Annotated in this window: 17 protein-coding genes; 5 read left to right on the top strand and 12 right to left on the bottom strand. The window is 51.5% G+C overall.

Annotated elements, in window-relative coordinates; translation table 11 throughout:
* Positions 1 to 25: 25 nt before the first annotated feature.
* On the bottom strand, positions 26 to 796 hold the full coding sequence (locus tag AC3WQT_RS27190) for a LytR/AlgR family response regulator transcription factor (RefSeq protein WP_492708899.1): 771 nt from the start codon (positions 794 to 796) through the stop codon (positions 26 to 28).
* The gene (locus tag AC3WQT_RS27185; RefSeq protein ID WP_492708897.1) at positions 793 to 1,866 is read right to left on the bottom strand and encodes a sensor histidine kinase; all 1,074 of its coding nucleotides are present in this window, start codon (positions 1,864 to 1,866) and stop codon (positions 793 to 795) included. The genes AC3WQT_RS27190 and AC3WQT_RS27185 overlap by 4 nt, the downstream gene beginning before the upstream one ends.
* A 240-nt stretch (positions 1,867 to 2,106) precedes the next feature.
* Between AC3WQT_RS27185 and AC3WQT_RS27180 the strand changes: the two genes are divergently transcribed.
* Entirely contained in the window at positions 2,107 to 2,838 is a 732-nt protein-coding gene (locus AC3WQT_RS27180) for a substrate-binding periplasmic protein (protein WP_492708895.1), read from the top strand.
* Between the two features lie 18 nt (positions 2,839 to 2,856).
* On the opposite strand, the gene AC3WQT_RS27175 is transcribed toward AC3WQT_RS27180, so the two are convergent.
* Together AC3WQT_RS27175 and AC3WQT_RS27170 are read right to left on the bottom strand one after the other, a co-directional pair.
* Positions 2,857 to 3,273 carry a cupin domain-containing protein gene (locus AC3WQT_RS27175; RefSeq protein ID WP_492708893.1) on the bottom strand — a complete coding sequence of 139 codons (417 nt, stop codon included), beginning with the start codon at positions 3,271 to 3,273 and terminating at the stop codon, positions 2,857 to 2,859.
* 185 nt (positions 3,274 to 3,458) lie between these two features.
* Positions 3,459 to 4,784 carry an MFS transporter gene (locus AC3WQT_RS27170; RefSeq protein WP_492708892.1) on the bottom strand — a complete coding sequence of 442 codons (1,326 nt, stop codon included), beginning with the start codon at positions 4,782 to 4,784 and terminating at the stop codon, positions 3,459 to 3,461.
* Between the two features lie 401 nt (positions 4,785 to 5,185).
* On the opposite strand from AC3WQT_RS27170, the gene AC3WQT_RS27165 reads away from it, so the two are divergent.
* Positions 5,186 to 6,259 carry an acyltransferase family protein gene (locus tag AC3WQT_RS27165; RefSeq protein WP_492708890.1) on the top strand — a complete coding sequence of 358 codons (1,074 nt, stop codon included), beginning with the start codon at positions 5,186 to 5,188 and terminating at the stop codon, positions 6,257 to 6,259.
* 27 nt (positions 6,260 to 6,286) lie between these two features.
* Here the strand turns inward: AC3WQT_RS27165 and AC3WQT_RS27160 are convergent, their stop codons facing one another.
* The 4 genes from AC3WQT_RS27160 to AC3WQT_RS27145 form a co-directional block, all read right to left on the bottom strand.
* Entirely contained in the window at positions 6,287 to 7,123 is an 837-nt protein-coding gene (locus tag AC3WQT_RS27160; RefSeq protein ID WP_492708888.1) for an HDOD domain-containing protein, read from the bottom strand.
* 224 nt (positions 7,124 to 7,347) lie between these two features.
* A complete protein-coding gene (locus AC3WQT_RS27155) occupies positions 7,348 to 8,655 on the bottom strand; it encodes a hypothetical protein (RefSeq protein ID WP_492708886.1) in 1,308 nt (435 codons plus the stop codon).
* Positions 8,656 to 8,805: 150 nt separating this feature from the next.
* Positions 8,806 to 10,671 (bottom strand): phytase, encoded by a 1,866-nt coding sequence (locus tag AC3WQT_RS27150; RefSeq protein WP_492708884.1) that lies wholly within the window; start codon positions 10,669 to 10,671, stop codon positions 8,806 to 8,808.
* 11 nt (positions 10,672 to 10,682) lie between these two features.
* A complete protein-coding gene (locus tag AC3WQT_RS27145; protein ID WP_492708882.1) occupies positions 10,683 to 13,220 on the bottom strand; it encodes a TonB-dependent receptor in 2,538 nt (845 codons plus the stop codon).
* A 337-nt stretch (positions 13,221 to 13,557) separates the two neighbouring features.
* On the opposite strand from AC3WQT_RS27145, the gene AC3WQT_RS27140 reads away from it, so the two are divergent.
* Positions 13,558 to 14,481 (top strand): GGDEF domain-containing protein, encoded by a 924-nt coding sequence (locus tag AC3WQT_RS27140; RefSeq protein WP_492708880.1) that lies wholly within the window; start codon positions 13,558 to 13,560, stop codon positions 14,479 to 14,481.
* Positions 14,481 to 15,536, top strand: a complete 1,056-nt coding sequence (locus AC3WQT_RS27135; RefSeq protein ID WP_492708878.1) for an AraC family transcriptional regulator — start codon at positions 14,481 to 14,483, stop codon at positions 15,534 to 15,536. Before AC3WQT_RS27140 ends, AC3WQT_RS27135 begins: the two co-directional genes overlap by 1 nt.
* 39 nt (positions 15,537 to 15,575) lie before the next feature.
* Here AC3WQT_RS27135 and AC3WQT_RS27130 read toward each other — a convergent pair whose 3' ends face one another.
* From AC3WQT_RS27130 to AC3WQT_RS27120, 3 genes are all read right to left on the bottom strand, one after another.
* Positions 15,576 to 15,869: a hypothetical protein gene (locus AC3WQT_RS27130; RefSeq protein WP_492708876.1), complete on the bottom strand. Its 294-nt coding sequence runs from the start codon at positions 15,867 to 15,869 to the stop codon at positions 15,576 to 15,578.
* 219 nt (positions 15,870 to 16,088) lie between these two features.
* Positions 16,089 to 18,764, bottom strand: coding sequence for an alpha/beta hydrolase family protein (locus AC3WQT_RS27125; RefSeq protein ID WP_492708874.1), 2,676 nt, complete (start codon positions 18,762 to 18,764; stop codon positions 16,089 to 16,091).
* Between the two features lie 223 nt (positions 18,765 to 18,987).
* Entirely contained in the window at positions 18,988 to 19,776 is a 789-nt protein-coding gene (locus AC3WQT_RS27120; protein ID WP_492708872.1) for a helix-turn-helix domain-containing protein, read from the bottom strand.
* Positions 19,777 to 19,891: 115 nt separating this feature from the next.
* Here AC3WQT_RS27120 and AC3WQT_RS27115 point away from each other — a divergent pair, with 115 nt between their 5' ends.
* Positions 19,892 to 20,599, top strand: coding sequence for an aspartate/glutamate racemase family protein (locus AC3WQT_RS27115; RefSeq protein WP_492708870.1), 708 nt, complete (start codon positions 19,892 to 19,894; stop codon positions 20,597 to 20,599).
* Here AC3WQT_RS27115 and AC3WQT_RS27110 read toward each other — a convergent pair.
* Entirely contained in the window at positions 20,582 to 21,469 is an 888-nt protein-coding gene (locus AC3WQT_RS27110) for a DUF2785 domain-containing protein (RefSeq protein WP_492708868.1), read from the bottom strand. The genes AC3WQT_RS27115 and AC3WQT_RS27110 overlap by 18 nt on opposite strands.
* Between the last annotated feature and the right edge of the window lie 20 nt (positions 21,470 to 21,489).

The following is a 21,489-nucleotide window of genomic DNA, read 5'->3' as shown; positions in this document are numbered from 1 at the left end:
GTTGCTGAAGAAAATCAGTGCGGTGCTACATCTGCCTGAAAAGATGGAGGTAGCTGCGGCTGACTGGCAATACATCGGGGCGGCCGCGTATATGCAGTTCAGCAGTTTCATTCATGCCGCGTGTGACTTCGCTGACATAGTGCAGATTGACGATGACAGAGCGGTGGGTTTGCGCAAAACGGTCAGGGTCGAGTTCATCACTGAGTTCACGTATGCTCTTGCGTATCAGTGCATCGCCACCTTCCCAGGCGACCAGGGTGTATTTGTCGTCAGCGCGCAGGAAGGCGATTTGTTCTACCGGTATCAGGCGCACGCTATTGCCTACTGATGCCTTTATCCATTGCAGGTAGTTGGGTTTTGGGCTGCGCTGGCGCATGTCGCTGGCCATACGGTCAAGCAGGGCATCATAGCTTGTGCCTATGTCATTCGCTTGCGTCAGCCGTTGTTGCAGGCGCGTGATGGTATCAGCCAGGCGCGCTTCTATGATGGGCTTGACGAGGTAATCAAGAGCACCTTGCTCAAACGCCTGCACTGCATATTGTTCATAGGCGGTGAAGAAAACGATATGCGCCCTGCGTGCGATGGACCTGGCGGCTTCTATGCCATTCAAGCCTGGCATATGCACATCCAGAAAGACGATGTCGGGCTGATGGATATCAAACATCTCAACCGCTTCACGGCCATTGCGTGCTTCATCGATGATATGCAGTTCTGGCCACAGGTGCACCAGGTTGCTGCGCAGATGTTCCCTTAGCAAAGGTTCGTCATCGGCGATCAGCGCAGTAATCTGCTTCATACTTTGGCTCCCGGATGAAAAATTAACTCAACACGCAAACCGTGCGGCGTCTGCTCATGCAAATCGACACGCGCATCTTTGCCAAAGCATGCTTGGAGCCGCGCTTTCACATTTGCCAGGCCAGTACCTGGTACGGCAGTTTCTGCCATGCCTATGCCGGTATCGGCTACCCAAAGCGTTACCATGTTGTTTGCGTCCTGCTTGCCGCCGACTTCGATGCTGCCACCTTCTGTGCTGGGGTCTATGCCGTGGCGCACGGCATTTTCGACCAGCGTCAACAAAGCCATGGCAGGGAAGCGCTGCCCCTTCAATTCAGGTGCCAGCCTCAGTTCAAATTGCAGGCGGTCAGGCATGCGCATGTGCATGATTTCGAGATAGGCGCTGACCAATTGCATTTCATTTTCTAATGTCGCCTCCGCATCATTCAGGTGAGGCATCGCGGCGCGCAGATAGGCAATCAGATGACGCAGGACTGGTGCTGCATTATCTGAACCCGCTTCAACCAAGGCTTGCACATTCGCCAGGGTATTGAACAGGAAGTGTGGTTCTATCTGCGCCTGTAGCAGGCGCAGGCGGGCATCCAGCACTTCTCGTTCCAGCGCGTTCTTCTCCAGTTCAAGTTGCAGGCGGTCTGCACGTTCACGTTGTTTGCCTTCGCGATTGATAGCGACAACGGCAACGATGGAACCAAAAAACAGCGCAAAAATCGTACTCGTGGCAAAACCTGACAAGAGATTATTCGCCTTGATGAAATTCATGAAATTGCCCGCTATCGCCACATAGGCTGCCAGACTGGCAAACGGGGCCAGTAAACAGACCGCCGCTACTCGTACCAGCCAGTGTGGTATCCAGCGTGGCAGCCACAGCAAACGCCAGGTACCTGAGACGGTGAACGCCAGCAGCATGACCATGGCGATGAACGTGGTGCGCCTCAGCACCAGCCAGAATGGCGACTGGAAGATGGGCGTCGTCACCCAGGCGATCAATACACTGATGATCAGCACCACGACAATTTGTCGCGGTCTTGGCAGTGCAGGCCAGCGTGGGCTTGTGGTCGTGACGGTTTTCATGGAGCTAAGATAGCTGCAACTGATATTTTCGACAAGCAGCTCAGTATGGATATGCGACTAATGACGGTTTTCGGGGCTTGAATGACGGAAATGCCGGTAAATGCCGCTGGCAAGGCTTAACTATAATTTGCAAATATGAACCACTTCCAGAAAGTATCTGTCCCTTTTTAACGTAAACTGAGTGGTATCAGCGATATATTGGATTTGGCCGTATTGAACCAATTCAGGGATGAGAATGCAATGATGAAGAAATGGATGTTTGCAGCGACGGTGCTGGTAGCATCGCCAGCAATGGCAGACACTTTTCGCATTGCTTATTACGAGGGTGGCGATGCGCCCTTTGTCTTGCTGGACAAGCGCGGCCCCAGAGGTATTTTCCCTGACCTGATGGCAGCTATCGTCAAGCTGAGTGGCGACAAGCTGGAGCAAAAGTTTCTACCCATGCGCCGTCTGCTCAAGTCATTTGAGGATGGGCAACTCGACATGGAAGTCGGGGCAAATCCAAAATGGCGCAGTAATTCGCCAGTGCCCGGCGTGTACAGCATAGCCTTTGGTTTGCCCAGGGCAGTACTATGTTTTCGTCCCGGCGAAACACCCAGTGCACAGGCAGTCACAGATTTTTATGGCCAGAAGGTGGGTGTGATTTCTGGCTATTCCTATCCCGAATTTGAAGCTGCCTTTGCCAGTGGCAAAATACAAAGGGAAGACATTTTCAACTCTCCCAATCTTTTGCTGACCTTGCGGGCAAAACGCTTTGACCAGATCATCATCAGCAACTATGTACGGCAATACTGGACCAAGGTCGATGCACAGCGCTATGGCTGCGATGAAGGCCGCATGATAGATGAAAGCGAAATGATGCTGAGGGTACACCCCTCCAAAGCCGACGCTTTGCCACGCCTGAACGCTGCCATCGCCACCCTGAAAAAGAGTGGTGAACTCGATGCAATCTTCAGGCGCTATACGGATTGATGTGATTAATTGACAGACTCAGGGCGCTGGCGGCGATGCTGGTGATGCCAGTGGTTGACCTTTTTCGACTACATATACACCAACCAGTTTGATGGGGTCTTTGCCATGATTTTTTGCACTATGGACGACACCGGCAGGTATGACAAATCCTTCTCCCGGTTTTACTTTACGTGGCGGCTGATTGGCGATCAGTAACTCCACCTCTCCATGCATAACATAGCTGATTTCATCACCAGGATGGGTATGCCAGTCGACCTTGCCACCAGCAGCTATATCAATGCGGAAGATGTAATCTTCCTTGCCGGGAATCGATGAATCGGCCTGTATCACGGGGGTGCGGGTAACACCTGAGTTTTGTGCCAGCAGGTTGGTGCTGATCAATAATAAGCTGACGGCAGTCAAGTGGCGCAAGATGCTGGTTTTGGTCGAATGCAAGATAAATCTCCCGGTTGAATAGACATGCGCTGTTGTACATGTTTGCGCATGGTTATAATTACAATCCTTTTTGATAAGAGAGTAAAGGGAAAATGAATTTGTCTTCGACAGATGTTGTTTCCTGGGTGTTTGCTGCTGTTTTGAAATGATGCGGACCACGGCCCGCATCATTGACAGAAGGGCTGTCAGGCGTCGGCAGTTTTTGCCATGCCTTCAGCCACTTCGTTACTGTTGCCTTCTTTGCCATACGCTGCGCTGTCGCCAAAAGAGACAAAGCGCGTCATTACCAATACGGGGATAGCACTGAGCAAGACCCAGATAAAAAAATTCTTGTAGCCGAGTGCCAACTGTATGTCGCCGCTGATGGTCTTGAACAAGACAAAACCGAGCTGCATGACCCCGGTGCCTAATGCATAGTGGGCAGTCTGGTACTTGCCGACAGCTACAACCTGCATGATGAACAGGATCAAACCAACGAAGCCAAAGCCGTAACCAAACATTTCCAGCGCCAGGGCGGTAGTGATGATGCTGATATTGTCAGGTAGTGTGGTGCTGAGGAAAAAGAACACCAGGTTGGGCACATTCATTGCCAGTATCAGCCAGGGCAGGGAGCGCTTTAGACCCAGCCAGGACGCAAAATACCCACCAAGTACGCTACCACCCAAAAAGGCAACGGTGCCAGCCGTGCCATAGGCAAGGCCGACTTGCTCGGTCGTCAGGCCCAGGCCGCCCAGGTTTTTAGCTTCGCGCAAAAACAAAGGGCCTATGGTTTGTATCTGCCCTTCGGCAGCACGGAACAGAATGATGAAGGTGATGGCCAGCCAGATGCCAGGCTTCTTGAAGAAATCAATAATCACATCTTGCAGTGTCAGGAAAACGCTGCGCATGGAAGCTTCGGTATTGGTGTTTTTTGTGCCAGGCAAAGCCCAGCTGTGATACAGCCCAAGCACGACCAGCATGACACCCATGATGGCGAAAATGACAGTCCAGGCCTGTGCCGGTTCCAGACGTTTTTCAAGATAACCAGCCAGGTAAACCAGCCCACCCAGAGTAATGAATTTGGCTGCATTATAGAAAGCACCTTGCCAGCCTGCATATTCAGCCTGTTGCTTGTTGCTGAGGCTGGCGATATACAGGCCATCGGCTGCAATATCGTGGGTGGCCGAGGCAATTGCCACGACCCCAAGCAAGGCAATGCTGATAGCGAAATACATGGGCAATTGCAGCGACACGGCCACCAGGCCCAGCGATACGCCACCTATCAACTGAAATGCCACGACCACGGCCTTTTTACTGCTGGCAGCTTCGAGGAAGGGACTCCATAAAGGTTTAAAGACCCAGGCCAGGCCTATCAATCCTGTCCAGCGGGCGATATTGTCATTTGCTACCCCCATGCTTTTATACATGAGGCTGGCAACCAGGGCGACTGCATAAAATGGCAGCCCTTCGGCAAGATACAAGGTGGGCACCCAGCGCATGGGGTGGGGAGTCTTGGTTTTTTCTATGCTCATGGACATGTCTCTACTATTTAATTTTCTTAAAACCTGGTGTGTTTGCGCTATGTATTTTTTTGTGTTTTCTTGCCAGCACTGCAAACATACTAGTCACAAAATTGTCGGTCAACTGGTTTTATGTTTGCAATGCCACTTAAGTGCCAGTAAGATGTGGCGTGCTTTACATTGGTCTCGATTAATGCTTTTCGTTTTGAGGGAAATTTCATTTTTTTCCTATGAAGGGAAGTTTTTATGTCTTGTTTTAATAGAAGAGGCCAGATTCAATACCACTTTGTCAGATTTTAGCACTGGTATTATCCCGCATGTTGATCGACGATGTGCTTTTTATGACGATGCGATGCTATGGCCAACAGGAATTGGTATTTCTGCACTGGTCTCAGTACGCTTTGGAGTTTGATATGTCTACAGTAAAACGTTACGCAGCGCTGGATGCCATGCGTGGCCTGACTGTTGCCGCCATGCTTTTTGTGAATAATGCAGGTGACTGGTCACATGTGTATCCCTGGCTGGAGCATGCAGCATGGCATGGCTGCACGCCTGCGGATTTTATCTTCCCATTTTTTCTGTTCATACTCGGTGCGTCTTTAGCCATGTCTCTGGATGCACAAGTCAGCAAGGGCATGGATGTGGCTTATATCCGCAAGAAGATACTCTGGCGCAGTTTGCGTCTGTTCACGTTGGGGATAGTCCTGCATCTCGTTGCCTGGGCCTTGATTGATGGCCGTAATTTCAGATTGCCTGGTGTCTTGCAGCGCATAGGAATTTGCTATGCAGTGATTGCCTGTCTGATTACCTATGTGCGTCAATTGTCCAGTCAGGTATTGCTATGTCTGGGTGCCATGCTGGCGTATTGGGCTTTGCTGTTCTGGGGCGGCTCGTATGAACCGCATCTGAATCTGGTGGACAAGATAGATAGCGCGATACTGGGCAAGCTGGCCTATAGTTATGACGCGCAAACAGGCCTGGCACAAGACCCGGAAGGTTTGCTGTCGACTTTGATGGCAATGGCAAGTGTCTTGATGGGCGTCTGGGCCGGCAGGGCCGTGCGCGACGCTCAACTGATGCAGATGCTGGCTGGCGCGGCTGGTTTGATATTGCTGGCCCTGATCTGGTCAGTATATCTGCCTTTCAACAAACAACTCTGGACACCATCCTTTGTTTGCTGGAGCAGTGCCTGGGCGATATTGTTCTTGCTTGGCATGCATCTGCTGATAGACAAGCATGGCTGGCCAGCAATCGGTAAAAGTTTTGGTGTGAATGCTATAGCCGCTTACGCTGGTGCCTGGCTGGCAACTTGTGTCTTGGCATGGACTGGTTGGGCTACTGCGATTTACCAGCAAGTATTTGTACCTGTGCTGGCAAATCAAACAGGCGAAGAATTTTCATCCTTCGCCTATGCATGGTGTTTCACTTTGGTGTTTGCGGCCCTGGCATTTGTCATGAACAAAAAGGGCTGGCGGATTACTATTTGAAGTGCCAAATAATTTACATCAACTTATTTACATCATGAGAGCCGTGGCAAGTGTATCGATTTGCTCTTCCTGCTCTTCCATGATGATCTGGAAATTGCTGTCTTCAGTATCAAAGTTGAGGCGGCGGGCAAAGCGCTTGTTGTATTCTCTGTCCACATCATGCAGGGGCGACAGCACCGGTGCGATGTCGTTGGCCAAAATCAGGGTATCACCCAGGGACTCTGGCGGGAATGCGCACACGCCATGCCACATGGCTTCTACAGCCTGCATGACACTGTCAGGTACGCCGAGCTGGCGCATGATGCCACGACCTATCATGCGTTCGCCATATTCGATCCAGATTTCTGGTTCGCCATCAAGCAGGCCAGGGAACTCTTCCGCACGTGAGATGAGATAGAAACCACCAATTTCATGGACGATGCCAGCAAACATGGCAGTTTCAGGATCAACCCTGGTAACCTGTTTGGCAATGACCTGTGCCAGTGACGACACATGGGCAGAATGCTCCCACAATCTGTCGGCCTTATGCTTCAAAACCGGGTCTGTAACCTTGCTATTCAGTTGGCGCACGATGACTGCGGCCAGCATGGCTTTCAGGGTACGAAAACCGAGCCGGTTGACCGCCAGCCTGACGTGGGTGATTTCATTCGTCGAGCGGCGATAGGCTGCGGAGTTGGCAATGGCAACTGTACGGGCAGACAACAAAGGGTCGGCCATGATGAGTTTGGCTGCCGTGTCAATATGGCAATCAGGATCGTCCAGGGTACGTTGTAGTTTTAATGAAGCTTCCACATTGGTAGGGAAGACGATGTCCCCACGATTGACTTCTGCGGCTATGCTTTTGAAAATTTCCAACCTGTCCATGACTTTCTCCCGGTAAACATCTGGCGATTCCTCCACTCATTGGCCTGTTGCTACATGAGCTTGCATGTTGCGGCTTGTGCAGAATATTAAAAGTTGCCTTGAGGAATGATCGACTGTCTGTATGATAGTCAATAAATTCTCAAAAGCAACTTCTAATTTAACTTTATTTTGCAATCATCCAGCGCCTGTCGATAGCATACGCGCTCAGGGAAATCATGCAAGTTTTAATCAGGGGGGTAATTTACCAAAATATCCAGTACTACGTATATAGACGGAAAGTCATCTCTCTGCACTTTGACGTGGTAAGTGCCAATTTTTGCTGGTGCAAGGTAGCTACCTGACAAGTTAATGCTGCCACCATCGGCTTCAATGACACTCCAGGTGACTGGCTGGCGTATGTAGTTGACATTTGGCGGATAATTAATGCTTGCCTGCAAGTTCATGGTAGCACCCGGCATGACATTGACTATGTGTCTATCCACGCTCAGCGTTGGCACAAAGTCTGGTGTGCTGTTATCCACTACCACTAAAGCTGTGGCGCTCAGTGATGGATAATCTTCGCGCTGTGCCCTGATGTGATAAGTCCCGGGTTTGCTTGGTGCAGTGTATTCACCATTGATGCTGATAGCTCCACCATCGGCTTCTACTACCTGCCAGGTAACTGGCTGGCGTATGTAATCAATAAGTGGCGGATAATTCAACGTCGCGCTAAATGCGCGCTTGCTACCGGGTGTCATGATCAGCGCGCCAGGGGTAATATCAATGCGGGGGGCAGTCTCCCAAAGGCCGGGGCCACTGCAAGACATGAACTGCTTGTCGCCTAACTGTATCAGACAACCTGGGCGACCAAATACCGGAAGACCGGTGGGTGGGTTTGTTTTTGCCAGCATATTGAGTAGCGGTTCATATAAATTTGCCGCCAATGCCAGGTTCAGGGTATCGAGTATTTTGTCCTGCGCGTCGCCACTGGCCGGGCTGGCACTGGTGGCCGCTTTCAGCGGTGTGCTGTAAAAGTCGCTTAAAGTGCTGGTGTCCAGTAAGCCACTGAGTACATTACGAATCTCAGTTTGCGCAAGTGTGATATTGGCATTGGTGAGGGTTCTTGCTATTGCATCAAAATCAGGATTGGTAAAAAACGCAGCCATATCGGTACGCATGAGGCGAGTTGACAGCATCTCAGTCAAAGGTGTCAGGTTGATGACGCCGGTAGTGACAGCAAGCGCATGCAGTTTTTTGCTATTCGCAGGATTTGCAGTTTCCAGTATGCAGGGCAGTGCACTGCCCGCAGGCAAGATGATTTCAAACGAACCATCAACCGCAGTTTTTGTTGCTCCCGTACCCGTGCGGCATTTGTAATTGACAGCCGAGTCAGCGATGGCCCTGCCTGTTGCCGCCGTGCCACGCAAGCTGAGGCTGGCGACCTGTGGCGTTACCACCGGGTTACTGGCAGTCGAACTGCCGCCTCCGCAGGCTGTCAGCAGGCCGGTGATCAGGCACAAGCTACCTGCCAGTAATATATGTCGAGCGTTCAATTTGCTGCCCCATTGTTTATTTTATCGTTCTATCATCATAGACGCTGAGGCTAAGCATACTTTTGGAAAAGTGTCGGCAAATTGTCATCAATTTGTACCGCACCAGTTGTGTTGCCAGCACTGATCTGGTGCGGTCATTCAATTACTGCTTCATTCCAGCTTGAAAGCCTTTGCTATGGCAGACCAGGGTATGTACTTGAAGTTTTGCGTTCCATCCGGCAGGCGCTTGTAACCATCTTGTACTACCAGCATGCCTTGCGCAAAATCACCGCCAAAGTTGACGGCACTGACATCAAGTCCATCAGTCTCTGAAGTGCCATCAATGCCCCTGGCCAGATTCATACCTACGCGAAACTTGCCGCGCAATCGATAAGGGGCTTGCGCTTCCAGCACCAAATAACTGCTGTCTCCCTGGCTCGATACCAGCAGGTAATTTTTCTGTTCTCCAAAGTAGATTGCCAGACCCTCGACATCAGCCACCAGTTGCTTGCCAACAGGCATCACCATTTGCAAATCGGCTGGTTGATCTGCCTTGGCAGAGATGATCCAGATACCGCGTTTTTCTTCCCCCATGAACAGGCGGTCAGTCTTGTCATCAGCCACGCAGCCCTCTGGCTGGCTGGCCAACTTGAAGCTGCGCACCAGACTGCTGCTGAAACCATGTTCATTGTGGATAATGCGAAACTGCTGGTAAGTGCCGTCCTTGTCATTCACAAAAGCTTCCAGGCCACCAGTGCGTGGCTGATACAGGCAGAAACCGTAGATCTTGTCCAGCTTGGTGGGGAAGCGGGCTGCCTCTGTCACTTGGCCCTGGCCATTGATGACGTATAGCACCAGGCTGTTTGCATCGCGCTGGGTCGCCATGGCGATATCAAAACTTTGCTGGCCCCATTTGATGTTCTGGCGCACATCCACATTGTTCAGGCGTCCGCTTTCCAGCAACTGGGTTTGCTTGCCCTGCATGTCATACACCAGCAACCCCTGCTTCTTGTTAGTGCCCAGAACACGGGAAAGTTTTGCATCCTGTGGATGCACCCAGATAGCCGGGTCATCGGCAGCGTCACCATGACGGGCGACAGTATCTGTTTGCACTGTGGGTTCTATGACGGCTATTTCTGATGTTGCCGGCTGCTTCCACGCGGCACTGCTGACGCGCCAGGTTTTTGCCTGTTCGTCATGCAGCAGGATGTCCAGTTTATTGCTGGATGATTGCACATGGATATTCGCTGCACTGTATGGCAGGTTCATGACTTGCTCAGGCTGGAAATGCTGTCCATCCTTCTGGCGATACAGATGCAGTTTCTTACCATTGGCATTCAGTACAGCAACCCCGCCTGGCAGCGCGCTGATGGCGGTGGCACTGCCCTGCAATTTACCAAACGGGGCAGCCATAGCAACAGGCTTCAGTCTGGCTGCGGTTTCTGCTTCTGCCGTAAATGCCCAGACGCCGCTGTCTGGGGCACTCAGATACAAGGTCTGGCTCTGGTCATCAACACGACAATGCTTGCTGTGTGGTGGCAGGGCCAGCTTGCGTACCAGTTGTGCGCTACCCTTGTGCATGACCCATTGCTCGCTCAGGCCCTCCTTGCCGATCAGGAAGACATGATCAAACTGTTGCGCATCGCGATACAGGCACATGCTTTCCAGCGAAAAATCCGGCGATGCCATGCTGGTCTGCAAACGTAGTTGTCCGGTTTTCTGATCTGCTACATAAACATAGGTTTTTTGCGTATCTGCATCGGTGAATACCGCCAGCATGCCGTCTGCATGTGGGCGCGCATCCAGATGCTTTGCCCGCAGGCTGACTTTGCTGTGTTCCTTGCCATTGTTATCCAACAAGCGCACACCCTGTTTGTCGAGCAAGAGCCAGCCGCCATCCGGCAGAGCGACAATGTCCTGGGCGCGACCGGCAGCAGCAGGTGGTAAGCTGGTTGCGAATACTGATCCGCAAGACAGGGCTGTCATTAATGTTAGACCTGAGGTCAGGCCGGATATCAGATATTTGGTTTTCATCATTTTTATGTTCATCAGAATACACTGGCTTTCAGGCTGATCTTGTACGTGCGGCCATACTGTTCATATTGCGAGTTATATTGATGCGCACCCTGATATACATAGTATTTTTCATTGTTCAGGTTTGCTGCTTCAAAGACTAGCTGGAAATTCTTGCTGAGTTGATAGGCAAGCGAAAAATCGAGCTGCTTTTGGGTATCAACAATGCGGTCCTGATCTGCGCGCAAAATATCCGTACCCAGTTCCAGCAGGTAAGGGGACTTGTAGTTGAGCGCAAGGCGGCTGCTGACGCGGCCATGTTCATAACCCAGCATCAGGTTCATGACACGGTCAGACTGACCTGGCAGGCTGATAGTGCGGCTACGGGATTTACCCAGCGCAGTATCAAAACGGGCAATGTCAGCACTGGAGCGTGTCAAGCTGGCATTTGCGCCAACGATCAGGTATTTCCAGGGGGCTGACAACATGCGCAAAGGCTGTGAGTAAGACAGTTCTATGCCTTTTACGTTGGCGGTGTCACCGTTCGCATAAGAGACCGCACTGGTATAGCCCTGCCATGCACCTGAACCGGCCAGGTTGGTGGTGTAAGTGAAGTTCTTGATATCCTTGTTGAACAGATAGGCTGATACGCTGCCATCATGCGCCAATATTTTTTCTACACCCAGATCAAGATTGTTGGCTTTCAATGGTTTCAAATCAGGGTTGCCAATCACTGCTTCGGTAGTGCTGGTGAGGTTGATGCCGGGTGCCAGTTGACTGAAGTTGGCACGTACAACGGCATTAGTCCAGGCTGCGCGTACACTGGTTTTCTGGTCCAGGTCGTAACGCAGGTGCAGCGATGGCAGCCAGTTTGAATAACTACGTTGGCGGTTGATGGCTTGCAGGCTGGTGCCTCCAGTCACTTGCGTGCCAGCGGCATCAAACTGCGTGCGTTCCACGCGGGCACCGGCCAGTATGTGCAGGTTATCCCTGTCGAAACTGTTTTGCAGATAGGCAGCATCGATATTTTCATTGATCTTGTAATCATTGATGGCAGATTCCAGCACCAGGCGGGCAGCATTTCTGTCCAGGCCAGCCACGCGGGCGCGTATCAGGTCAGCACTGATGGCAGTGCCGATATTACCCAGCGGGTAATCGAGAGCCTGGTTTTGTACAAAGGCACTCATGGACGTGGAACCAGGTCCCCAGTAATTGCCACTGCTGGTTTTGCTGCTGTTATAAGTCCATTGATTGGTGTCATTGGTTTTTTCACGGCGGCTGGTCTTGGCGCCGAATTTCAGATTTGATTCGAACTGCTCGAAATGGAACTTACGGGCCAGATCAAATTTCAGATGCTGTTCAGTATCCTTGGAAAAACGCTGTTGCAGGCTGATGGCATTCAGGCTGTAGTTCGCTGCATCGTAGAGGCTGGCCGGACCAATGATTTTAGGTATTTCGCCATCGCTAAAACCAACGCCCGCAAAATTGGCATTGCCACGGAAGCGGCCATCGTTCAACGCTTCCGGCGTATCTTCGCTGGCGCGGCTGGAGCCTGCAGCCAGATCCAGTTTCCAGTCCCGGAATTTTTGTTCTGTGCCTAGCACGACAGAACTGATAGTCTGGGTGTATTTGCGCTGGCGTATGCGGCGTTCTGCTCTTGCTGTAGTCGTTGCGCCTTCAGCCAGGGTGCCGCTGGCAAAGCTGCCTATGGTGATACGGTCGCGTACTTCATCATCGCTGAAGTCACTCAAAAAGCCGTGCATGAAGTAAGTTTGTGATGTTGTCGGCTTGTAATCCAGGTTCAAGGCATAGGCGTGACGCTCACGCACTGGCAGGTAATCACGCAATTCAAATCCACCCAGCTTGCCACTCTCCCAGGCGCCGCCGGTTTCCACATTGTCTGAACCAAAGCTGCGTTTCTCTGCGCTGATGCCGGCGGCGACACCCAGCTTGCCATCAGCAAAACGGTCAGCCCACAAGAGGCCGGCATTCGGGCTGGTTTTACCAGTCACCTGGTCATAACTGGCACCGGTATTCAAGGTCAGAAATTTTCCTGGCAAGTCAAAAGCAGTCAGGCTCTTGACTTCAACTGCACCGCCTAGTGAGCCAGCATCCTGTTCAGGGCGCAAGGTCTTGGTCACTTCCAGTGAGCGTATCATCCCGGCTGGCAAGACATCCAGCGCCACTGCACGGCGGCTGGCTTCTGGCGATGGCACCAGAGCACCGTTGATGGTCACACCATTCAGGTCGGCACCCAGACCACGTACAACGATATAGCGGCCTTCACCCTGGTCACGCTGGACAGAGATACCAGGCAGGCGTGCCAGTGCTTCTGCGGCATTTTTATCCGGCAGGCCGCCGATGTCATCGCTGCTGACCACGCTGATGATATTATCGGCTTTCTCCTGCATCTCCAGCGCCTTGCGCATACTTGCACGCTGGCCGCTGATGATGACGCTGCTGGCATCGCTGACAGTCACATTCGGCCCCTGGGCATGGGTGTTCAGCATGGCCGAGATGCCCAGCATGATGATGGATAGTTGAGGGACAGGTTTTTTCTTCAGGATTTTCATGGACAGGATTTCCGCAGGTAGTGAATGGCAAAAGAGTGGGCGGATTCTAGGAGTTGTATATGTCGGGTTTGTGACAGGTGGGAGCCGGGTTTGCCGTTGCGGGGAAATCGCACGATAAATTGCGAAGATGTGAGCTGAAATGACCTCGCCATCAGACGGCCGGTATACGGCATGATCGTTTTTAACTACTTCTCCTTCACGGGGGATTAATAAAGACCTGAGCCGTTTGCACCCCCGTTGTTTTCCATCCATAGCTCATATCAAAAAACACGCATGTCATCGTCCTGTCATGCACCTCAATTACCCTCGCGCGACCTGACCTTTGGATGTGAATGTAATGCTAAAAAATTCCATGCTGCGCCTGCATAGAAACTTCATCATCACTGCCTGTGTGGCATTGATCGCCTTTATTTTTCTGTATGCCTATATGGGCTCACCCAAGCCCTTCATCAAATGGAAGTGGATGGACATTGTCGGTGAGGGAGGTACATCGCTCATGTCTGGCCTGTGGTTGCTGATCATGCTTAGCAGCCGTCCCAAGGGGCTGGTGACGCGCTTGTTTGCATTTGGCCTCGCGGCGATCATGCTGGGTTCATGGGCAGATTGCCTGGACGAGTTTTTCGTGATACCCAAGGAAGATGTCTGGGACAACTGGCTGGAATCCATGCTGGTCTTCGCTGGCATGTTGATCGTCACGGCTGGCATGTATTACTGGCGCGAAGAACAGTTCACTCTGAATGAACACTTGCAAAAGCGTGAACGCCTGTTCCGCGATCACCGTGCCTTTGACCGTGTCACGCAGCTAAGCAATGCTGATTATTTACGTCTGCAGATCAAGCTGGAACTGGAAAGCCATCCAGGTGTGCCTTGTGCGCTGGTATTGCTGGACATAGACCAGTTCCATCTGATCAACCGTGAGCATGGGCAACATGAGGGTGACCGTGTCTTGCAGGCCGTCAGCCACATGCTCTTGCTGAACCTGCGTAATGAAGATGTGCTATGTCGTTATGCGGGAGACAGGTTTGCCCTGGTCTTGCATGACACCAGCCTGGAAGAGGCGCAGACACTGGCCGTGCATCTGTGCAAGATGGTCAGGCAGATGCGTTATTGTGCTAAAGAGGTGATGCTGGAAATCAGCATGCGGCATGCCTGTACCATGGCAGACGATGCGCCTGATGCCTTGCTGAGCAGGCTCAGTCGTGCGGTGGAGGCCAGTGCATACGTATGTACTGAGCCGCAGTTGGCAACGGGAGCCCCGTAATGCGCTTTCATCAGACGGCAGACGCCTGCCTGCCAGCCGCATACCATGCAGCCCAGATATTGGCTTATACGCGCAGTCGCGAGCTGGATGATGACCTCATTTTGCGTAGCGTAGGCGTTGATGCAGCGCGAGTCACGCGAGGGCAATGCCTTATCAGCCCCCGGCAATATCTGCAATTACTGGATAATGCGTTACAGGCCTTGCGCAGTGCCGACAGCAGTTTCATGCTGGGGCAGCAAATGTTGCCCGGGCATTTTGGCAGTGTCAGCCATGCCTTGTTGCAGGCTCAGGACCTGCGGCAGGCACTGGAGATTTTATGCGTTCATTCCAGTCGTTTGTGCCCCTTGCTCAGACCCAGGTTGAGTGAAGGGAAGGATATGTCGGTTTTGTACTGGATGGATAGCTACGGTGCTCCCAGCCTGCGTCCGGCAATAGTCGAGATGCACATGACAGCCGTGGTTGCCATGTGCCGCTGGCTCAGCGGAGTACGCCTGCCATGGCGTTTCTGTTTTAACCGCAGCGTTGCCCGTCATACCGAACAGCATGAAGTGCATCTCGGTAGTGAGTTGCGTTTTAACTGTCACCTGGACGCCATGCTGATCACTACAGAGTATCTGGATTTACCCTGGCCGCGTGGTAATGCTCTGGCAGCAAGCGTTGCCCTGAGACAGGCGCAGCAAGAAGCAGTATTGAGCGATGAAACGGAGAGTTTGCTGAATGCTGTTTATGATTATCTGCTGACCCATATACGTGGCAACCCCAGCCTGGAACAACTGGCAACTGCATTTGCCGTCAGCCCAGCCAGCATGAAGCGCTATCTGGCCAAGGAGGGCACGCATTTCCAGGCTGAGCTGGATCAGGTACGCACCCATGTTGCCCTTTATTTATTCCAGAGCCGCCATTACGACAATGAGGCGGTTGCCATGCACCTGGGTTTTCATGATGCGAATAATTTCCGGCGTTCTTTCAAGCGCTGGACCGGGCTGACGCCCAGCAGCTTGAAAGAAAACTTGATGCAAGATTTCCCTGGCTTGAATTTCAGTGTTGGAATCTGACGGTGGGGAAGTAGTCAGGCGGCTTCTTCAGCCATGCAATCAATGTATATCTTTGATCCGTCTTTCATACGGCACGCTGCTATCTTTTCCACGGTTTTGCCGCACGTTCACTGAGATGATTTTCAGTAAAACCCTGACGAGGACAAAGGCAACAAACAAGGTAATGATCAGAGGAATAATGGTGATCAACAGTGCAATCGCAAGAACGACCACCAGGATTTTTGGCAAGGGCGTGCGCAACAGGCGTTCTCCGACCTTTTGTCCTATCTGACGAAACTCTTGTGCTGCCTGTCGACAGACAGAGTATAAGTATTGGCTGATGCTATTTTTCATGGGTAACTCCTGAGGGGGCTTGCTCGATATGAAAATCAAGCGATGCGGGCATTATCAGCATGCTTGTGCAAATAATCTACGGTAATTTTAATGCGAAATTGCCGTTCCCTGTTTTTCAGGGCCAGTTCGACGGCTTATTTCTTTGATGCAAGCAAAAAGAGCGACCAGCATTATGCATGGTCGCTCTCTTGTTTCAGGCGTTTGATATCTACTTATCTCTTATCTGACCTTACCCAAATGCTGCAGGAAGAAGGCTTCATATTTCTTGTGCAAGGCTTTGGGTTTGACCGTGCCACCCAGGCCATGTTCACCATCAGGATCAAGGAATAGATCAACCAGCGACTCCTTGCCGTTTTCCAGCAATGCGCGGTACACATTCACCGTATCCTGATACAAGACGTTAGGATCTTGCATGCCGTGGACCAGCATCAGTGGCTTCTTCAAGCCTGCGGTCAGAGGCAGCAGTGAATATTTGCGCAAGTTGGGTTTGCTGCGTTCGGTCTTGCCTATGGTACGGCCGCTATACCAGCTATTGTAGTTTTCCCATTCTGTCGGCCCGGCACCGGCGATACCCGCAGCGAAGATATCCGGGCTGGTGTACATGGTGTACTGGGTCTGGAAACCACCAAAGCTCCAGCCTGTCAGGCCTATACGCTTGCCATCAACACCCAGGTTTTTTTGCATGTATTTTGCCAGGTCTTCCAGGTCCTCTGTCTGTGGTTTACCTACCTGTTCCCAGTTGGCATCGCCAAACTTGCGGCCATAGTTGGAGTGACCACGAGGGTCAACCGCCACGGTGACGTAGCCATGTTTGGCAGCCATATACATGCCAAACATATAGGCGGTCTGCTGGAAGCTGTCAGTCTCGACGATATGCCTGTCATTCAAAGGCCCGCCATAGGTGTAGACAATGGCCGGGCGATGGTCAGATGAGCTCAGACCTGCTGGCTTGAAAACATAGGCCTGTATCTTGTCGCCATGGCGATTGGTGTAGCTGAAGCGTTCAGGACGTTGCAGGTCTATTGCACTCCATTGCGGATCATGGCTTTGAGTCAGCGTAGTGGATTTGGCTTTGGCAACATCGATCAGTTTCAACTCCGGACGATTGGCCCATTGACCGGCCATGCTGGCCAGCTTGTCGCCACTTTCTGTCACGGTGCTGTTGCGATGGAAGTCGCCAGCCTGGCCTATGGCTTTCATCTCACCCGTTGCCAGATCGACCTTGTAGGTATTCATGGCAGCAAAGTCATCCTTGTTGGCGAGTACAAACATGGATTTGCTGTCTTCACTGAAGCCTATGATGTTGTGCGCTTCAAAATCACCTTTCAATATTTGTCTGGCGCTGCCATTGCTGACGTCAATGACGTAGGGCTGGCGATAACCCTGTTCATCCAGCACGGCGATCAATTGCTGGCTGTCCGGTGTAAAGCGGGGAGCCAGCACGTTGACAACTTCATGACCGACATTGCCCCGTCTCTCCAAAACCATTTGTGGCTTGACACCTTCTTCTGCCTTGCCTACATAAATGCGCAGCAAGTCTTTTTCACGTTCCCAGGTGGAGAAGGTGTAGCGGCTGCCATCCTTGGCCCAACTGACTGGACTCATTTCAAACCAGACGTCACCACCATCATTGGTGAAGACCGGTTGTGGCTGGCGTGCAGAGGCATCGCCAACGCGACGTATGTACAGCGCAGTGGCGAGTATTTTGCGTTTGTCATCAGATACTTCGCGTGATACTTTTTTAGCCGTGGCAAAGCGTTCGCTGTAATTCATGATCTCGACCTGGCGCTCGGCTGGTGGAGTTGGTTTGCCGTTTTCTGGCTTGGCATCAGGTGCTTCGGCAGAAATCGCCATCCATTGCTTGTCTTCGCTCAGTACGGTATTGGCGATGCGGTATTTTTTATCGGCGTCGTCAGGGTGTATCAGTTCGCGGTTCAGCTGGCGTATCGCGCTGCTGCTAGAGCTGGCGTTGAACAGACGCTTTTCATCCATGTAGATATAGCCATTGTCGTCTGCCTGGTAGGCGACGATGCGTTCAGGTTTGTCGGTCTGGGTCAGGCGTTCTATCTTGCCATCGGCAGCGTTCAGGCGGAACAGGTCACCACGGTACTGGAAGATCAGTTCATTCTTTTTGTTCGCCCAGACCAGAGCATCTACACCAGGGTAGAGGTCGCTGGGTTTGAGCTTTTCTTTTTCCAGTTTCTTTTTCAGCTCGTCACGCAGTTCCCAGATTTCCTTGGCCTTGTTGTCGTCTTTTGCATCTTTCTTTTCGTCTTTCTTGTCGCCGTCGTTTTTAGCTACACTGGCAGTACCGGTTTTCGCAGCAGCTGCAGCGGCTTTTTCCCTGGCGGCTTCAGCATCTACTTCAGCTTTCTTGGCAGCGTCCTTGGCTTTTTTCTCGGCCACTTCACGTTTCACTTCTTCCAGTGCCGCTTCTTCCCACTGCATCAAGTTAACTTTTTCACCGCGCAGGTAGGCGGCCTGTGCTTCAGCCTTGGCTTGGCGCTCGGCTTCTTCTTTTTCTTTTTGTTTGGCTTTTTTATCGAAGCGTTCCCAGTCTTCTGGCGCATCGTAGGTCTTCATCAATGCGGGTGATGTGATGCGTTTGGTTTCGCCAGTCTGGGTGTCATGCACATATAAATCAAAACCATTTTCACCGAATGGGTTCCAGGTATAAGCCAGGTAACGGCCATCCTTGCTGAATTGTATATGGCGCGCGGCTTGGCCTGCATAGCCTTTGGCACGGTATACCTGTTCCAGCGTCAGGTCGGCTGGCTTGATTTTGGCGACACTGTTAATAGCTGGTGCGGCCTGAGCGGTTTCTTGAAGGAAGAGCAAGCTGGCTGCCCCGCTGAAAGCGAGCGCAATACTGACGGTGAGAATTTTCGGAGACATAGTGAAAACCTTGGTTTTAGTTTAATTAGCAGGTATGGGGTTGATCAGGAGGTGATGCGAAAATGCCGACGTTATCAAGCAATAGGCGGAATTAACGCATTTTCCATAGACAAATGCCAGTGAAGACAGTTCCACAGGAAAACAAATTCTACAAAAATCGGTAGAAAATTTGCTTTTGCCTTGTTAAAGCGAAGATAGGCTTAGTTTTTTTCAGAAAAAATCTTCAGGCAGATAGTTTGCGGTATTGCTGAGGGCTGAACCCCAGCCTGGATTTGAAGGCACTGCCCATATGCGATTGATGAGCAAAACCACAATCTGATGCAATATCAGCAATGGATAAATTGCTATGTTTGATAAGTAGCCGCGCTCTTTGCAACCGACGTTCTGTGATGTAGGCATGTGGTGTGGTGCCAGTGGCATGGGTAAAGCTGCGCAAGAAACGCAGCAGTGGCATATCTGCCATGGTTGCCAGGTCTTCCAGATTCAATGTTGTATCAAGGTGCTCTTCTATGTAATCCAGGATGTGAGCATGCAAAACTTTGTCTTGCGTATACTGGCTGCGCGCTTTCGTCGAGGTGTTGCTTAGTGCTAATCCACGTTGCAAAAGTAGCCCAGCTTTTTCTTGCAGAAGCAGAGCATCTTTATCTTTTTGTATGAGCAGGCTGCGTAGTTGCCAGGCCAGCATGACGGCCTGTTTGTCACCATGGAATATCTGTCTCGGCGATGATGCATGCATGTTTGCGAGCAGATCAGGATTGATGATATGCATGAGCAGGTATTCACCGCCATGCGCAGATTCTGAGAACATGGGTAAGCCAGCATTGCTGATGGCAAAGTCGCCTGGCCAGGCATCAAAGTCATGACGGATATCGTTGCCGATGGCATGCACACCCGTCTGGCGTGCAAATGCCAGACCCAGGCTGGTATGAGACGATGCACTATTGATGGTATAGGGTGTCGCGGGTAATAATTCCAGTCTTGCCCACTTGATATCCATGATGTCCGTAGTCATTGTATAAGCGCTCTGCTGAAATTTCTTGATAGCCTGGAAAATACCATCTGCTTATTATAGAGACATTCTATCCCCCGGCCAGAGCAGCGGCCTTTAATTTACACATGGAGTTGCAATGAAAACCATAGGCCTGATAGGCGGCATGAGCTGGGAATCTACTATTCCTTATTACAGGCAGATCAATGAAACCATAAAGGAAAAACTCGGTGGCCTGCATTCTGCAAAAATCATCCTGTATAGCGTCGATTTTCACGAAGTAGAAAAACTGCAGCGTGCCGGTGACTGGGATGCCGCCGGTGTCATCCTCGCACAAGCAGCGAATTCACTGGAGTTGGCAGGGGCAGATTTTCTGGTGCTGTGTACGAACACCATGCACAAGCTGGCGCAGGTCATCGAAGCTGCCGTAGCGATACCCTTGTTTCATATTGCCGACCCTACTGCGCAGGCCATCAAGAATGCTGGCTATGGCAAGATAGGTTTACTCGGTACGCGCTTTACCATGGAGCAGGATTTTTACCGTGAGCGTTTGCACAGCAAACATGGTTTGCAAGTGCTGGTGCCTGAGCTGGCAGACCGCGACATCATTCATCAAGTCATTTATGAAGAGCTTTGCCTGGGCAAGATCAACCCTGCATCACGCGAGCACTATCGCCGCATCATGGCCAGCCTGAAAGAGAGCGGGGCAGAGGCGATTATCCTTGGTTGTACCGAGATCAGTTTATTGGTTGGCCAGGATGACGCTGGTGTACCGTTATTTGATACAACGGCTATCCATGCGCGCAGTGCTGCATTATGGGCACTAGATTCAATTGACCTTGCGTAAAGCTTCCCTCAGGGCAGGCAACAGATTTTCTTTGATCGCAGGGTCAGTGCTTTCCCGGACTGAAAAATACAGCGGTAGCAAAAAGGCGCTGACGTTATGTCTTTGTGCCAGCCTGGTCTGTGTATAGGGCCCAGGCTGTATGCTGTTGTCCATGAGTTTGTTGAACCACAGATCCCAGTCGCGCTTGTTGAAACTCGGTGTCCTTGCCAGATAAAACACGGCTGTCATCAGCCGGACACCCTCGCCATATTGGTAGAAATGGGTAGAAGGAGCAATCTGGGATGCGATGGCTGCCAGCATGGTTTCATGCTGGGGTTTCTCTATGGCCGGGTTCATTGCCAGTTGCAGCATCAGGTCGGCACTATGTGCAATGCCATGACGCCAGCCATCTTTGGCATCAAAGCCGCGATAGTCGCGCAGGTTGCTCAGGTAATGGCTGCCTGCATTGACGATATCGACTCTTTCTTCTGCGCTCAGATAAGGTTTTTTCCTGTCTACCCGCACCAGTTCAGCCAGCGTCAAAATCGCAAATGGCCGCAGAAAACTGCTTTCTTCTGCCGCAGGTGCCTGCACGGCATTCAGCATTTTTACGCGCAAACTGGTGAGCGTGGGTGCGCTCAGTTTCTCGGTGCGCATCCACGCTGATAATCCCTCAAACGCCAGTTCATCGCGCAATTCTGTATCCGCCACTCCCAGACAATCAGCCGCAGAGAGTGCCAGGCTTTGCCGCTTGCCATCATCATCCACTTTCCAGCCAGCAGATTTCACAGACTTTAATTCTTGTTTGGTTGGTTCATCACAATCGGCTAATGCTGCTGTGGCTGTGAGCACTAAAACTAGCAAGGAAAAAAAGGATATCAGGCGACGCATGGCGGTTATCCAAAGTAAAA

Source organism: Undibacterium sp. FW305-107, from assembly GCF_058788535.1.
Note: the sequence above shows the minus strand (reverse complement) of the source record. Positions and strands in the feature narration are given on the sequence as shown.

Coding starts and splice junctions, on each gene's coding strand:
- AC3WQT_RS27190 (WP_492708899.1), bottom strand. CDS start 796: ATGAAGCAGATTACTGCGCTGATCGCCGATGACGAACCTTTGCTAAGG.
- AC3WQT_RS27185 (WP_492708897.1), bottom strand. CDS start 1,866: ATGAAAACCGTCACGACCACAAGCCCACGCTGGCCTGCACTGCCAAGA.
- AC3WQT_RS27180 (WP_492708895.1), top strand. CDS start 2,107: ATGATGAAGAAATGGATGTTTGCAGCGACGGTGCTGGTAGCATCGCCA.
- AC3WQT_RS27170 (WP_492708892.1), bottom strand. CDS start 4,784: ATGAGCATAGAAAAAACCAAGACTCCCCACCCCATGCGCTGGGTGCCC.
- AC3WQT_RS27165 (WP_492708890.1), top strand. CDS start 5,186: ATGTCTACAGTAAAACGTTACGCAGCGCTGGATGCCATGCGTGGCCTG.
- AC3WQT_RS27160 (WP_492708888.1), bottom strand. CDS start 7,123: ATGGACAGGTTGGAAATTTTCAAAAGCATAGCCGCAGAAGTCAATCGT.
- AC3WQT_RS27150 (WP_492708884.1), bottom strand. CDS start 10,671: ATGATGAAAACCAAATATCTGATATCCGGCCTGACCTCAGGTCTAACA.
- AC3WQT_RS27145 (WP_492708882.1), bottom strand. CDS start 13,220: ATGAAAATCCTGAAGAAAAAACCTGTCCCTCAACTATCCATCATCATG.
- AC3WQT_RS27140 (WP_492708880.1), top strand. CDS start 13,558: ATGCTAAAAAATTCCATGCTGCGCCTGCATAGAAACTTCATCATCACT.
- AC3WQT_RS27135 (WP_492708878.1), top strand. CDS start 14,481: ATGCGCTTTCATCAGACGGCAGACGCCTGCCTGCCAGCCGCATACCAT.
- AC3WQT_RS27130 (WP_492708876.1), bottom strand. CDS start 15,869: ATGAAAAATAGCATCAGCCAATACTTATACTCTGTCTGTCGACAGGCA.
- AC3WQT_RS27125 (WP_492708874.1), bottom strand. CDS start 18,764: ATGTCTCCGAAAATTCTCACCGTCAGTATTGCGCTCGCTTTCAGCGGG.
- AC3WQT_RS27120 (WP_492708872.1), bottom strand. CDS start 19,776: ATGACTACGGACATCATGGATATCAAGTGGGCAAGACTGGAATTATTA.
- AC3WQT_RS27115 (WP_492708870.1), top strand. CDS start 19,892: ATGAAAACCATAGGCCTGATAGGCGGCATGAGCTGGGAATCTACTATT.
- AC3WQT_RS27110 (WP_492708868.1), bottom strand. CDS start 21,469: ATGCGTCGCCTGATATCCTTTTTTTCCTTGCTAGTTTTAGTGCTCACA.